The organism is Roseateles sp. DAIF2, assembly GCF_015624425.1.
Lineage (GTDB): Bacteria > Pseudomonadota > Gammaproteobacteria > Burkholderiales > Burkholderiaceae_C > Kinneretia.
Genome location: NZ_CP049919.1, coordinates 3,623,037 through 3,636,354 on the forward strand (window position 1 = coordinate 3,623,037; position 13,318 = coordinate 3,636,354).

13 protein-coding genes are annotated in these 13,318 nt (G+C 69.7%); 11 read left to right on the forward strand and 2 right to left on the reverse strand.

The window, feature by feature from the left end; genetic code table 11:
- The first annotated feature begins 260 nt into the window (after nucleotides 1-260).
- From G8A07_RS16780 to G8A07_RS16810, 8 genes are all read left to right on the forward strand, one after another.
- Nucleotides 261-1,559, forward strand: a complete 1,299-nt coding sequence (locus G8A07_RS16780) for an amidohydrolase family protein (protein WP_195793167.1) — start codon at nucleotides 261-263, stop codon at nucleotides 1,557-1,559.
- Between the two features lie 80 nt (nucleotides 1,560-1,639).
- Nucleotides 1,640-2,827, forward strand: a complete 1,188-nt coding sequence (locus tag G8A07_RS16785; RefSeq protein WP_249937367.1) for an MFS transporter — start codon at nucleotides 1,640-1,642, stop codon at nucleotides 2,825-2,827.
- 3 nt (nucleotides 2,828-2,830) lie between these two features.
- Nucleotides 2,831-2,965 carry a hypothetical protein gene (locus G8A07_RS28110; protein ID WP_256441042.1) on the forward strand — a complete coding sequence of 45 codons (135 nt, stop codon included), beginning with the start codon at nucleotides 2,831-2,833 and terminating at the stop codon, nucleotides 2,963-2,965.
- Between the two features lie 46 nt (nucleotides 2,966-3,011).
- Nucleotides 3,012-3,818 (forward strand): SDR family oxidoreductase, encoded by an 807-nt coding sequence (locus G8A07_RS16790; protein WP_195793169.1) that lies wholly within the window; start codon nucleotides 3,012-3,014, stop codon nucleotides 3,816-3,818.
- Complete coding sequence (locus G8A07_RS16795; protein ID WP_195793170.1) at nucleotides 3,815-4,375, forward strand: bifunctional 2-polyprenyl-6-hydroxyphenol methylase/3-demethylubiquinol 3-O-methyltransferase UbiG; 561 nt, start codon at nucleotides 3,815-3,817, stop codon at nucleotides 4,373-4,375. The genes G8A07_RS16790 and G8A07_RS16795 overlap by 4 nt, the downstream gene beginning before the upstream one ends.
- A gap of 52 nt (nucleotides 4,376-4,427) precedes the next feature.
- The gene (dapA, locus tag G8A07_RS16800; RefSeq protein WP_195793171.1) at nucleotides 4,428-5,309 is read left to right on the forward strand and encodes a 4-hydroxy-tetrahydrodipicolinate synthase; all 882 of its coding nucleotides are present in this window, start codon (nucleotides 4,428-4,430) and stop codon (nucleotides 5,307-5,309) included.
- A gap of 80 nt (nucleotides 5,310-5,389) precedes the next feature.
- Nucleotides 5,390-6,577: an outer membrane protein assembly factor BamC gene (bamC, locus tag G8A07_RS16805; protein WP_249937025.1), complete on the forward strand. Its 1,188-nt coding sequence runs from the start codon at nucleotides 5,390-5,392 to the stop codon at nucleotides 6,575-6,577.
- A 90-nt stretch (nucleotides 6,578-6,667) separates the two neighbouring features.
- Nucleotides 6,668-7,465 carry an MBL fold metallo-hydrolase gene (locus tag G8A07_RS16810; protein ID WP_195793173.1) on the forward strand — a complete coding sequence of 266 codons (798 nt, stop codon included), beginning with the start codon at nucleotides 6,668-6,670 and terminating at the stop codon, nucleotides 7,463-7,465.
- 499 nt (nucleotides 7,466-7,964) lie between these two features.
- Here the strand turns inward: G8A07_RS16810 and G8A07_RS16815 are convergent, their stop codons facing one another.
- On the reverse strand, nucleotides 7,965-8,453 hold the full coding sequence (locus G8A07_RS16815; RefSeq protein ID WP_195793174.1) for a hypothetical protein: 489 nt from the start codon (nucleotides 8,451-8,453) through the stop codon (nucleotides 7,965-7,967).
- Between the two features lie 5 nt (nucleotides 8,454-8,458).
- Entirely contained in the window at nucleotides 8,459-9,574 is a 1,116-nt protein-coding gene (locus G8A07_RS16820; RefSeq protein ID WP_371816460.1) for a JmjC domain-containing protein, read from the reverse strand.
- A gap of 39 nt (nucleotides 9,575-9,613) precedes the next feature.
- On the opposite strand from G8A07_RS16820, the gene G8A07_RS16825 reads away from it, so the two are divergent.
- The 3 genes from G8A07_RS16825 to G8A07_RS16835 all read left to right on the forward strand — a co-directional run bounded on the left by G8A07_RS16825 (nucleotide 9,614) and on the right by G8A07_RS16835 (nucleotide 13,196).
- Nucleotides 9,614-10,135: a peptidylprolyl isomerase gene (locus G8A07_RS16825; protein ID WP_195793176.1), complete on the forward strand. Its 522-nt coding sequence runs from the start codon at nucleotides 9,614-9,616 to the stop codon at nucleotides 10,133-10,135.
- Between the two features lie 110 nt (nucleotides 10,136-10,245).
- Complete coding sequence (locus G8A07_RS16830; protein WP_195793177.1) at nucleotides 10,246-10,800, forward strand: GAF domain-containing protein; 555 nt, start codon at nucleotides 10,246-10,248, stop codon at nucleotides 10,798-10,800.
- Nucleotides 10,801-10,835: 35 nt separating this feature from the next.
- A complete protein-coding gene (locus G8A07_RS16835) occupies nucleotides 10,836-13,196 on the forward strand; it encodes a bifunctional diguanylate cyclase/phosphodiesterase (RefSeq protein WP_195793178.1) in 2,361 nt (786 codons plus the stop codon).
- Nucleotides 13,197-13,318: the final 122 nt, after the last annotated feature.

A 13,318-nucleotide genomic window follows, 5' to 3' on the forward strand; every position in this document is an offset into this window, starting at 1 on the left:
GCTGCCGGCCTACCAGCTGGTCGACGCGCTGCTGGCCTATGACAGCGGGCCCTGGAGCCTGGCGCTGAATGCCCGCAACCTGGCCAACAAGCGCCATGTCGCCAACTGCGATGGTGGCGGCGACAGCTGCTCGATCGGCGACATGCGCCGGCTGCTGGCAACCCTGAGCCGGCGCTGGCAGAACGGGACGCGGCCGCACAGCGCCCAACGCTGTCGCGCACGACCGGGCCGCACCCGCGGCTCGACTAGCATGCCGGCCGATGAAATTTGCCGCCCCCGCCCTCGCCCTGCTGCTCGCCGGCACCGCCATCGCCCAGGCCCCCGAGGCCGCGCCGCCGGTCTTCCAGGCCGGCCCGGCCGAAAGCCTGGAGTTGCGCGAGGCGCGCTGGTTCGACGGCCGGAAGTTCCGCGCCGGCACCCTGTTCGTGCATGAGGGGCGCTTCGTCGCCGAGGCGCCCGCAGGCGTGGTGCTGCGGCGCCTGGACCTGGCGGGCCGCTTCCTGGTGCCGCCGCTGGCCGAGGCGCACAACCACAATCTGCAGAACGCCTGGGGCTTCGGGCGCTTCGCGCCGCGTTACATCGCCGACGGCGTGTTCTATGCGGCGATGCTGTGCGGCGATCCGCCCACGGTGGCCCCGCTGCGCGAACGCGCCGGCCGGCCGGACATGCCCGATGTCGAGTTCGTCACCACCTGCATCACCTCCTCCGATGGCCATCCGCTGGGCATGCTGCTGAACGACGACGCGCCCGGCGCGCCCAAGCTGCGCTTCGAGGACGTGGCCGACAAGGCCGTGCTGGTGATGGACAGCGAGGCCGACGTGGCCCGCAAATGGCCGCTGGTCGCGGCCCGCCCGGGCCGCCTGATCAAGCTGATCATGAGCTACCACGAGCGGCCGGCGCTGCGCCGCGAGCCGAAGAACCAGGGCCGGCTGGGCGTCAGCGCCGAGGTCGCGGCCGCCATCGTGCGCCATGCGCACAAGAATGGACTGCGGGTCAGCGCCCATGTCGACTCGGCCGCCGACTTCGCCGCCGCGCTGCGCGCCGGCGTCGACCAGATCGCGCATCTGCCCGGCTATTTCTTCCACCATGGCAGCCGCGAAGCGGACTACCTGATCGCCCCCGAGCTGGCGCGCGAGGCCGCGCAGCGCGGCATCCAGGTCGTCACCACCACCGCCGCAAGCGGGCTGTTCGGCGCCGACGCCGCGCTGCTGGCGCGCATCGAGGCCACCCAGCAGCGCAATCTGCGCACCCTGCGCGAGGCCGGCGTGCCGCTGCTGCTGGGCTCGGATGTGTTCTTCGGCACCGCGCTGACCGAGTACCGCCGGCTGCAGCAGCTGGCGGTGTTCGAGCCGGCCGAGCTGCTGCGCCTGGCCACGGTGTCGACGCCGCGCGCGCTGTTCCCCGAGCGGCGCCTGGGCTGCTTCGAGCCCGGCTGCGAGGCCAGCTTCCTGGCGCTGCCGGCCGACCCGCTGCGCGAGCCCGCGGCGCTGGAAAAGCCCACCCTGCGTGTCAAGCAGGGCCGCCTGCTGACGCCGGCCCCGGCCCCCGCAGCCCCTTAAGCCCACGCCGGCAGATCGGGATCAAACTGGCTACAGTCGCCCGCATGCATACCCCCGCCGCCGCCCCAACCCCCTTGTCGATGAAACAGGTGCTGCTGTGCGGCGCCCTGATCGTCACCCTGTCGATGGGCATACGCCATGGCTTCGGCCTGTGGCTGCAGCCGATCACGATGGACCGGGGCTGGACACGCGAGACCTTCGCCTTCGCGCTGGCGATCCAGAACATCGCCTGGGGCGCGGCCGGGCCCTTCGCCGGCATGCTGGCGGACCGCTTCGGCGCCTTCAAGGTGATCGTCGTCGGCGGCCTGCTCTATGCGCTGGGCCTGGTGCTGATGGCCCTGTCCACCTCGGGCCTGGCCTTCACCGGCAGCGCCGGCCTCTTGATCGGCATGGCGCAGTCGGGCACCACCTATGCGGTGATCTACGGCGTGATCGCACGCAATGTCTCGGCCGAGAAGCGTAGCTGGGCCATGGGCGTGGCGGCCGCGGCTGGCAGTTTCGGGCAGTTCCTGATGGTGCCGGTGGAGAACTGGCTGATCTCCGGCACCGGCTGGCAGAACGCGCTGTTCGTGCTGTCGATCGCGGCCCTCTTGATCCTGCCACTGGCCTTCGGCCTGCGCGAGCCGGCCAGGGCCGCCGTGGCCAGCGCGCATCACCAGAGCATCGGCCAGGCGCTGCGCGAGGCCTTCGGCTACCGCAGCTTCCAGCTGCTGATGGCCGGCTACTTCGTCTGCGGCTTCCAGGTGGTGTTCATCGGCGTGCACATGCCCAGCTACCTGAAGGACCATGGCCTGTCGCCGCAGGTCGCGACCTATGCGCTGGCGCTGATCGGGCTGTTCAATGTCTTCGGCACCTATGCGGCCGGCACCCTGGGCCAGAAGCTGCCCAAGCGCTACCTGCTGTCGGGCATCTACGCGCTGCGCTCGGTGGCGATCGTGATCTTCCTGAACGTGCCGCTGACGCCGACAAGCGTCTACATCTTCTCGGCCGTGATGGGCCTGCTGTGGCTGTCCACCGTGCCGCCGACCAATGCGGTGGTGGCGCAGATCTTCGGCGTGCAGCATATGTCGATGCTGGGCGGCTTCGTGTTCTTCAGCCACCAGATCGGCAGCTTCCTGGGCGTCTGGTTGGGCGGCAAGCTCTACGACGCCAGCGGCAGCTACGACATCGTCTGGTGGCTGGCAGTGGCGCTGGGCGTCGCCGCCGCGCTCGTCAACCTGCCGGTGCGCGAGCATGCGATCGCCCGCCCCGTGCCGGCCGCGGCCTGAGCGATGATGAAGCCCGCCGCCTGGCGCCGTCTGCTGGTCTGGGCCGTCGCGGCCCTGGTGCTGGCCGGCGTGTTCCTGGCCTATACCCAACCGGCCCTGATGCAGCAGCTCTCGGAACAGCTCTGGTCCTGCTTCTGAACCTTCACGGCACAATCGCGCTCCAAACAACAGGGAGCGTGAACGAATGAAGGTGATCGTGATCACCGGGGCCTCGGACGGCATCGGGGCTGAACTGGCGCGCCAATGGGCGCAGCGCGACGGCGGCGGCGCCGCGCTGGTGCTGGGCGCGCGCGGCCTGGACAAGCTGCAGGCGGTGGCGGCGCAATGCGAGGCGCTGGGCGCCCAGGTGCTGGCGCTGCGCTGCGACGTCGAGCAGCAGCATGACTGCAGCACCCTGATCGACGCCGCGGTCGCGCGCTTCGGCCGGCTCGACGTGCTGGTCAACAACGCCGGCATCTCGGCCCATGCAATGCTGGACGAGGTGGACGACCTGGCCTGGTACGAACGCCTGATGCGCATCAATTTCTGGGGCAGCGTCTGGACCACCCATGCCGCGCTGCCGCATCTGAAGGCCAGCCATGGCCGGCTGGTCGCGGTCTCCAGCCTCGCCGGCCTGATCGGTATTCCCGGCCGCACCGCCTACAGCAGCAGCAAATTCGCGATGGGCGGCTTCTTCGAGGCCCTGCGCGGCGAGCTGGCGGCAGACGGGGTCAGCGTCACCGTGGCCTTTCCGGGCGTGGTCGACACCCAGATCCGCTACCGCGGCCTGAACGCCAGGGGCGAACCGCTGGGCCGCAGCGCGATGGACGAGCGCGGCGCGATGACGGTGCAGACCTGCGCGCGGCTGATCCTGGAAGGCTGCCTGGCGCGCCGGCGCGAGATCGTGATGACGGCCAAGGGCCGGCTGGGCCGCTGGCTCAAGCTGCTGGCCCCGGGCCTGGTGGACCGCATGGCGCTGGCCGCGATGAAGAAGGACGAGCGCCCGCGATGAACGGCAGCAGCGAGCGCCCCTCCCCCTGGCTGCTGCGCTGGCCGCAGGCCTGCCCAAGCGGCGCCAGCGCGCTGGACCTGGCCTGCGGCAGCGGGCGTCATCTGCGCCATCTGGCCGCGCTGGGCATGCGGGTCACCGGCGTGGACCGCGACGCCGCCGCGCTGGCGCCGCTGGCGGGCTTGGCCGAAACCCTGCTGGCCGACATCGAGGCCGGCCCCTGGCCGCTGCCGGGCCGGCGCTTCGACCTGGTGCTGGTCACCAACTACCTGTGGCGCCCGTTGCTGCCCGCCATCGTCGACGCGGTGGCGCCGGGCGGCTGGCTGATCTACGAGACCTTTGCCGACGGCCAGCAGAGCATCGGCCGGCCGGCCCGCGCCGAGTTCCTGCTGCAACCGGGCGAGCTGCTGGCGGCCTGCCGCGGCCTGCGCGTGGTGGCCTACGAGGACGGCTTCCTGGAAGGCGGCCCCGCGGTCAACCCGCGTTATGTCCAGCGCGTTGCTGCGGTTCGCGAAATGGCTCCGCCCCCCGGGGTTTACCAGCGCTACAGCCTGGCCTAAGGAAACTCGTCCGGCCGCTGAGTAGAATCGCGCGATTACGAGGAATCCTCTCATGACACCGATTGTTGGCAGCATCGTCGCGCTTGTGACGCCGATGCAGGAAGACGGCAGCGTCGATTACGCCGCGCTGCGCAGCTTGATTGACTGGCATATCGCCGAAGGCACCGATTGCATCGGCGTGGTCGGCACCACCGGCGAATCGCCGACCGTGGATGTCGAGGAGCATTGCGAGATCATCCGCGTCGCGGTCGAGCATGCCGCGGGCCGCGTGCCCATCATGGCCGGTACCGGCGGTAACTCCACCGCCGAGGCCATCAACCTGAGCCGCTATGCCAAGAAGGTCGGCGCCGACTGCACCTTGTCGGTCGTGCCCTACTACAACAAGCCCAGCCAGGAAGGCATCTACCAGCACTTCAAGGCGATCGCCGAGGCGGTCGACATCCCGATGATGCTGTACAACGTGCCGGGCCGCACCGTCGCCGATATGGCGCCGGAGACCGCGCTGCGCTGTGCGCCGCTGCCGGGCGTGTTCGGCATCAAGGAAGCCAGCGGCAATATCGAACGCGCCGCCTTCCTGATCAAGAACGCCCCCAAGAGCTTCTCGATCTATTCCGGCGACGATGGCACCGCCATCGCGCTGATGCTGCTGGGCGGCCATGGCAATGTGAGCGTCACCGCCAACGTGGCGCCGCGCGCGATGCATGAGCTGTGCAAGGCCGCGCTGGCCGGCAACATCCAGGAAGCCCGCCGCATCCATTTCCAGCTGCTGTCCCTGCACAAGCAGCTGTTCTGCGAACCCAGCCCGGCGCCGACCAAGTGGGCGCTGGAGAAGCTGGGCCGCTGCAAGAGCCACCTGCGCCTGCCGATCACGCCGCTGACCGCCGCCGGCCAGGCCAGCGTCGCCCAGGCCCTGCAGGAAGCCGGGCTGGTCTGAACCCGCCCTACTGCGCCATCCACCCAACCCCTTGAGACCAGGCCGGGGCCTAGCCCCCACGACCTTCGGAGATGTCTAGCGTGATCCGTTCCTTTTCCTTCGCGCCCACGGCGCAGCGCCTGGCCTGTGCGGCCCTGATCGCCTCGCTGGCCGCCTGCAGCAGCTTCGACGGCACCCTCAGCTCCGACAAGGTCGACTACCGCACCCAGGCCCGCCAGACCACCGGTCTGGATGTGCCGCCGGACCTGACCCAGCTGGCACGCGACAGCCGCTCGCAGGTGCAGGGCGGCTCGATCAGCGCCTCGGCGCTGCAGCAGACCCAGACCGGTGGCGCCCAGCGCCCGGCCGCCACCGGCACCCCGGTCGCGGTGGCCAACGCCGGCGACGTCAGCCTGCAGCGCAGCGGCGACACCCGCTGGCTGCACACCAGCCAGACGCCCGAACAGCTGTGGCCCACGCTGCGCACCTTCTGGCAGGAACGCGGCCTGGAACTGGTCAAGGACGACCCGACCGTCGGCGTGATGGAAACCAACTGGGCCGAGAACCGCGCCCGCCTGCCGCAGGACATCATCCGCCAGACCATCGGCAAGGTGTTCGATTCGGTCTACTCGACCGGCGAACGCGACATGTACCGCACCCGCCTCGAGCGCTCGCCCAGCGGCGGCACCGACATCTACATCGTGCACCGCGGCATGATCGAGGTCTACACCACCAGCCAGCGCGAACAGACCGCCTGGCAGCCACGCCCCTCGGAAGCGACGCTGGAAGGCGAAATGCTGTCGCGCCTGCTGCTGAAGCTGGGCGGCAAGGAAGACGCCGCCAAGGCCATCGTCGCCTCCAGCGACGGCAAGGCCGCGCCGGTGGCCGTGCCCTCGTCGGAACTGCCGGCCTCGTCGCGCGGCGGCGCCCGCAACCGCCCGCTGAGCGAGGTGCCGGACAGCCTGCAGGTCAACGAGGGCTTCGAGCGCGCCTGGCGCCGCGTCGGTCAATCGCTGGACCGCCATGGCTTCACGATCGAGGACCGCGACCGCAATCAGGGCCTGTTCTACCTGCGCTATGCCGATCCGACCCAGGTCGGCAAGGAAGAGCCGAACTTCTTCCAGCGCCTGTTCAAGGGCGAGCAGGCCATCACGGCGAACCGCTACCGCGTCTCGGTCAAGGCCGAGGGCGAGCGCAGCACGGTCAAGGTGCTGGACACCAAGGGCCAGCAGCAGACCGACGAGAACGCCAAGCGTATCCTCAACCTGCTGATGGACGATCTGCGCTGATCGGGACGGGGTGTCGCCAGACGCCTCACCCCGCCACCGCAACGCCGCCCGCGCGACCGCCGGCGGCGTTTTTTTTCGGAGTTAGGCACGATGCGTTTTTGCAGCCTGGGCAGCGGCAGCGCCGGCAATGCCAGCCTCGTCGAAGCCAGCCAGGGCATCACCAGCACCCTGCTGCTGGTCGACTGCGGCTTCAGTCAGCGCGAACTGCTGCGCCGCCTGGCGCGCGCCGGCCTGGGCATCGAGGCGCTGAACGGCGTCTTCATCACGCATGAGCATGGCGACCATGTCGGCTGCGCGCTGGGCCTGTGCCAGCGCTACCGCATCCCGCTGTGGACCAGCCGCGGCACCTGGCGCGCGATCAGCCACCGCCCCGGGGCCGAGAACTTCGACAAAGAGGCCCTGCTGCATCTGGTGCGCGACGGCGAGGTGGTCGAGCTCGGCGACCTGCGCCTGCACCCCTTCGCGGTGCCGCATGACGCGGCCGAGCCGCTGCAGCTGATCTGCGAGGACGGCCGGCACCGCCTGGGCCTGCTGACCGATGTCGGCAGCGCGCCGGCCGCGCTGATCGAGCGCCTGTGCGGGCTGGACGGATTGCTGCTGGAATGCAACCACGACGAGGAGATGCTGAGGAACGGCCCCTACCCGGCCAGCCTGAAGCGCCGCATCCTCGGCAGCCATGGCCATCTGTCGAATGCGCTGGCGGCCGAGATCCTGGCGCAATGCGGCCATGCCGACCTGCAATGGGTGGCGGCGGCGCACTTGAGCGAGCGCAACAACCTGCCGGCGCTGGCCTTCCGCGCGCTGGCCGATGCCCTGGGCGACAGCGCGCCCGAACGCATATTGGTGGCCGACCAGTTACTGGGTTTGGGCTGGCAGGTCCTGCGCTGAGGCGACTGGAGAATCCACCCTAATACCGGCACCGAAGGCAGGGGTATCAGGATTTGATGACGGCACAAAAACAAAAGCCGTCCGGCCTGTAGGCCGGACGGCTTTCGCCGTGATCGGAGGAACCCGATTACTTGCTGGCGGCTTCCGAAGCGGGAGCGGCAGCCGGAGCCGAAGCGTCGGCGGCGGGAGCCGAAGCGGCTTCCGAAGCAGCGGGAGCGGGAGCAGCAACAGGAGCGGGCTCAGCGGCGGGAGCCGGAGCGGCCTCTTCCTTCTTGCCGCAAGCGGCCAGAGCAACAGCAGCCAACAGGGAAGCCAACAGGATCGACTTTTTCATAGGTGTCCTCAGATAGACGAAGATTCAATTACCGGTAATTCATGGAGCCCCACCTCCCGATCGATCACTGACTAATCGTTGGGGTGCCCCAGCAGTACAAGACGCGGAAACCTCGAGCGCTTCCCTCGCCTAGCCGAATATTGTATCCGCAAGCGGGGAAACTCCTTACAGGCCCAGTGCGCTGGCCGGAAAGGATTCGCTGGATCGTTGCCAAACTGCATCAAACCACTCGCGCGCGGCGATTTCGTCCGCTGTGCGCACGGAATAGGCGGCGCGCCATTGCGCCGCATCCAGCAGGCGCAGCGAGAACAGCCCGGGCGCCAGCAGCATGCCCACCGGCCCGCCGCTGCCCAGCTCCTCGCGCTGGTATTCGGCCGCGGCCACCACATGGTCCCAGCTGCGCCGCCAGTCGACGAAGCGCGGATGCAGGCGGCGCAGATCGTCGTACTGCGCGGCCAGCAGGCGCAGCTTGCGATGCGGCAGGGCCCATTGCTTCAGCGTCGCCAGCACCTCGGGCTCGCCCAGCGGCCAGGCGGCGAAATCCGCGTCCATCGCCCACAGCTCGCGACAGCCCTGGGTCGCGGCCAGCTGCAGCGCCTCGCGCAGCGTCTGCTGATAGGCCTCGCGGCCGGTGATGATGCCCTCTTCCAGCATGCGTTTCACTCCATCTCGGCCTGCAGCCAGCCGTCCTCGGTCCATTGATCCAGCAGCTCGCGGGCGCCGTCCGACAGCTGCGCCACCTGGGCCCCGCTCAGGCGGCGCGTGTCGGCCAGTTGCCGCATCAGTTTGGCATCGCGGCCGCCGGCGCGGAAGGACTCGCCGTTCAGGAACACATGGGCGCGGTCATACATCATGCGGCTGCGCGCATCCAGCCGCGCGCCCACGCCCTCGGGCAGAGGCTCGCCGATCTGGAAGAAGACCTTGGGCTTGGGCTCGGTCAGCGCCTCGCCCAGGGCCCGCTCCAGCGCCAGCGGCTCCCTCAGCGCGCGCTCGGCCGCCTTGCGGGCGAACTCGACCAGGGCCTCCGGCACCAGGCCCGGCGTCGCGGTGGCGGCCTGGCGCGGGTCGACATACATGCGGTTGCCGCGTGGCTCCTCGTCGCTCAGGCGCGGCAGCAGCTCGCGCGCCAGCTCGGCCTGCCAGGGCGAGCGGAAGCCCACCGAGCAGGTCATGCAGTCGCCGCCCAGCGCCACGCCGTCATGGGCCCAGCCCGGCGGCAGATAGAGCATGTCGCCCGGCTCCAGCACGAACTCCTGCTCCGGCGCGAAGTTGGCGATGATCTTCAACGGCACGTCGTCACGCAGCACCGCATCCTTCTGCGCCGCGATGCGCCAGCGCCGCCGGCCCTGCACCTGGATCAGGAACACATCGTAGGAATCGAAATGCGGGCCGACGCCGCCGCCGTCGGTGGCGTAGGAGATCATCAGATCGTCCAGCCGCGCCTCCGGCACGAAGCGAAAGCGGCTCAGGAGCTCATGCGCCGCCGGCAGATGCAGGTCCAGCCCCTGCACCAGCAGGGTCCAGCCCGGCTTGGCGAAGGGCGGCAGCTTGGCCACCGGCCCCTGGCGCAGAGCCCAGCGGCCGTCGAAGGCCGTCACCAGGCGCGACTCGACATCCTCACTGGCGGCCAGCTCGGCCAGCTGCTTGCGGGTCGCGGGCGGCTCGATGCCCGGCAGGGCCTGGCGCACCAGCAGCGGCTTCTTCTGCCAATGCCGGCGCATGAATTGTTCGGGGGATTGGCCGCCGAGCAGCGGCGTGGAGCGTGCAATGTCGATCATGATGGCCGGCATTGTCCGTTATGCGATCATCGCCCCATGCTAATCACTTCCCCCTGCGTCATCTCCCTGAGTTGGAGACTCGAGGACGCCCAGGGCCAGCTGATCGACGAGCTGGCAGAACCGATGGAATTCTTCTATGGTGGCGACGATCTGTTCGCCAAGGTCGAACAGGCGCTGGCCGGCCAGGAGATCGGCTTCGAGATCAGCCTGGCGCTGGATCCCGAGGAGGCCTTCGGCGACTACGACGCCAACCTGGTCTGTTTTGAGAGCCGCGCGGTGCTGCCGGAGAACGTCTCCGAGGGCATGCAGTTCGAGGGCCTGCCCGAGGGCGCGGCCAGCGAGAACATGCCGGCCGACATCGTCTACACCGTCACCGAGGTCTACCCCGAGCATGTGGTGCTGGACGGCAACCACCCGCTGGCAGGTGTCGGCCTGCGCATGCATATCCGCGTGCGCGACGTGCGCGAGGCCACCGAGGAGGAAATCCGCGAGGGCAGCGTCGGCGAGACCGTGTTCAGCGTCGTGACCGGCGCGCCGCCGGACGAACCGCTGCACTGAGCCCCTGTCGACCGCCGCCGGCTTCGATGGACAGCCGGCGCGGTCCGCGACTACCATCCGCGCAGGGAGGCGCCCCCGCCGGCGCCGCTGTGCAGAGGAAGGAGTCGAGGATGCACAGGACCGTCACGCCGGCCATGCTCGAAACCTGGCAGAGTCTCGCGAATCGCGTGGCCGCCGCGGCCCAGGTGCCGGCCGCCCTCGTCATGCGGGTCTGGCCCGAGCAGATCGAGGTGCTGATCTCCAGCCTCGGCCATGACAACCCCTACGAGGAACATGAGAAGGCCGACCTCGGCACCGGCCTCTACTGCGAGACGGTGATGTACACGCGCCAGCCGCTGCTGGTCCCGGATGCGCTGAGCGACCCGGACTGGGCCACCAACCCCGACGTCAAGCTGAACATGATCAGCTATCTCGGCGTGCCCCTGGTCTGGCCGGACGACAGCATCTTCGGCACCGTCTGCGTGCTCGACCGCAAACCGCGCCATTTCGATGCCGCCACGCTGAAGCTGCTGCAGGCGCTGAAGATCCTGATCGAGGAGGACTTCGAGGCGCTGGACGCCGGCCGGTCGGAACCGCAGCCGGGCCGCCAGGGGCCGCATTGGGACTTCTTCGAACGCTGCATCGCCGAGCTCCAGCTCGGCGGGCCGGGCCCGACCACGCATTAGCCCCGCGGCCCGCGCCATCGATACCGAAAGCGGCCATGCTGCAGCGCGCCCAGAGCCCGAACCCCCATGTGCCGGCCGCCTACCTGGGCAAGTGGCGGGCCTGGCTGCAGCAGCTGTGCGAGGCCTTCGACGCCGAGATGGTGATCGTCTCGCGCCTGCAGGAGGAGCGGCTGGTCCCCGTGCTCGAGAGCGGCTGCACGACGCTGGAGCAGCTGCCCTTTCTGCGCGAGGCCGCCGGCCACCTGGGGCGCCAGGCGATCGCGATGCGCGCTTTGGTGCAGCTCGACGAGAGCGATGGCCATGGCGTCGGCGTGCCGCTGTGCTGGCCGGACCGCGCGGTGTTCGGCAGCCTGGCCCTGTTCGTGCATCGCGCGCGCTTGCGGCGACCGGGCCAGCTGCGGCTGGTCGAGATGGCGCGCCAGCTGTTCGAGGCCGATTTCCGCACCCTGCATTTCGTGCGCGCGATCGACGAGCACAAGAACCTGCTCGAGACCCGCATCGGCGAGCGCACCCAGGCGCTCAGTGAGCTGAACCTGCGCCTCGAGCATGAGCTGCGGCTGAGCCAGCGCACCGCCCAGGTGCTGAAGCAGCTGGTGATCGGCGTGCCCGGCAGCGGCGGGCAGAGCTACTTCCGCCAGCTGGTGTGCGAACTGGCGCGGCTGCTGGGCGCCGAGCATGCCTTCGTCGCCCTGCTCGATCCACAGCAGCCGCAGCGGGCGCGCACGATCGCCTGCTACAGCGGCGAGGCCTGGCGCGACAAGTTCGAGTACGAGCCGGAGCAGACCCCCTGCGCCCAGGTGCTGCAGCGCATGGCGGTGTTCGGCGCGCGCGCGCTGGCGCAGGACTTTCCCGCCACCGCCGCTCAGACCGGCCTGCCGGCCGAGAGCTACCTGGGAGCGCCGCTGCTCGACGAGACCGGCCGCGCCGTCGGCGTGCTGGCCGCGCTGGGCGGCCCGGCGCTGCTGGAGGCCCATCTGGCACACGAGATCATGGAGCTGCTGGCCGCGCGCACCGGCACCGAGATCCGCCGCATGCGCGCCGAGGACGAGCTGCGCCACATGGCCTTGCAGGACGAGCTGACCGGCCTGCCGAACCGCAACAACTTCAAGGACCGGCTCAGCCAGGCGATCGCCCAGGCCCAGCGCAACGGCACACGCCTGGCCCTGCTGTTCATCGACCTCGACAACTTCAAGACCATCAACGACAGCCTGGGCCACGATGTCGGCGATGCGGTGCTGGTGCAGATCGCGCAGACCCTGCAGGCCTGCATGCGCGATATGGACACGATCGCGCGCCTGGGCGGCGACGAGTTCGCCGCGCTGCTGCCCGGGGTCGACTCGCTGCAGATCGACGCGGTCTGCCGGCGCATCATGCAGGCGCTGCGCCTGCCCCTGGTCTGCCAGGGCTATGAGCTGTTCGTCTCGGCCAGCATCGGCTGCTGCCTCTATCCGGAGGACGGCCTGGACCAGGGCAATCTGACGCGGGCGGCCGACGCCGCGATGTACCGGGCCAAGGCCCTGGGCAAGAACCAGCTGCAGTTCTATGCGCTGGACATCAAGCAGGCGATCCAGCGCGACCTGGCGGTCGGCAACCAGCTGCGCAAGGCGATCCGCGACCGGCGCCTGCACCTGGCCTACCAGCCCAAGGTGCGGCTGGACGACGGCAGCCTGGCCGGCGCCGAGGCGCTGTGCCGCTGGACCGACGAGGAGCTCGGCCGCGTCTCGCCGGCCGAATTCATCCCGATCGCCGAGCGCTCCGGCGTGGTGGCCGACCTGGGCGCCCAGGTGATCGAACTGGCCGTGGCCGATATGGTGGCCTGGCGCGCGCAGGGGCTGGCCGTGCCGGTCGTCGCCGTCAATGTCTCGGCCAAACAGCTCCAGATGGCCGGCTTCGCGGCCTGGCTGGACGAGCTGCTGCGCCGCCAGGCGCTGCCCGCCGACCGGCTGCTGCTGGAGCTGACCGAGGGCGTGCTGATGGAGCGCAATGACGCCAATCAGCAGATGCTGGCCGATCTGGTCGAGCGGGGTTTTCGCATCAGCGTCGACGACTTCGGCACCGGCTATTCCTCGCTGGCCTATCTGAAACGCATGCCGATCAGCGAGATCAAGATCGACCGCAGCTTCGTCAGCCATATCGCCGAGGACCAGGGCGACCAGGCGATCGCCGCCGCCATCCTGACCCTGGCCCACACGCTCAAGCTGCGGGTGGTGGCCGAGGGCGTCGAGGACCGTTCGCAGCTGCATGCGCTGCGGGCGCTGGATTGCGACATGGCTCAGGGTTACTTCTTCCACCGGCCGCTGGAGCCGGCGGCCTTCCGCGCGCTGCTGGCGCGCCATTGTGCGCAGCGCGAGCCGCGCAAAACACAAGACGGGCGCGCTGTCCATCTCCTGATCTAGGGATTCCGCGCTACCAGAACTGATAGGCGACGCCGGCAGGCTTGGCCGCCTAGCATGGACCGCAGCAGCAGTTCATCCGCCCCTGGAGCCCCGCGTGGCGCAAAGGGGCTGCGCTCAGAGAA

Excerpts from the sequence above, each read along its gene's own strand:
- G8A07_RS16780 (WP_195793167.1), top strand. The coding sequence starts at position 261 with ATGAAATTTGCCGCCCCCGCCCTCGCCCTGCTGCTCGCCGGCACCGCC.
- G8A07_RS16785 (WP_249937367.1), top strand. The coding sequence starts at position 1,640 with ATGAAACAGGTGCTGCTGTGCGGCGCCCTGATCGTCACCCTGTCGATG.
- G8A07_RS28110 (WP_256441042.1), top strand. The coding sequence starts at position 2,831 with ATGATGAAGCCCGCCGCCTGGCGCCGTCTGCTGGTCTGGGCCGTCGCG.
- G8A07_RS16790 (WP_195793169.1), top strand. The coding sequence starts at position 3,012 with ATGAAGGTGATCGTGATCACCGGGGCCTCGGACGGCATCGGGGCTGAA.
- G8A07_RS16795 (WP_195793170.1), top strand. The coding sequence starts at position 3,815 with ATGAACGGCAGCAGCGAGCGCCCCTCCCCCTGGCTGCTGCGCTGGCCG.
- dapA (WP_195793171.1), top strand. The coding sequence starts at position 4,428 with ATGACACCGATTGTTGGCAGCATCGTCGCGCTTGTGACGCCGATGCAG.
- G8A07_RS16810 (WP_195793173.1), top strand. The coding sequence starts at position 6,668 with ATGCGTTTTTGCAGCCTGGGCAGCGGCAGCGCCGGCAATGCCAGCCTC.
- G8A07_RS16815 (WP_195793174.1), bottom strand. The coding sequence starts at position 8,453 with ATGCTGGAAGAGGGCATCATCACCGGCCGCGAGGCCTATCAGCAGACG.
- G8A07_RS16825 (WP_195793176.1), top strand. The coding sequence starts at position 9,614 with ATGCTAATCACTTCCCCCTGCGTCATCTCCCTGAGTTGGAGACTCGAG.
- G8A07_RS16830 (WP_195793177.1), top strand. The coding sequence starts at position 10,246 with ATGCACAGGACCGTCACGCCGGCCATGCTCGAAACCTGGCAGAGTCTC.
- G8A07_RS16835 (WP_195793178.1), top strand. The coding sequence starts at position 10,836 with ATGCTGCAGCGCGCCCAGAGCCCGAACCCCCATGTGCCGGCCGCCTAC.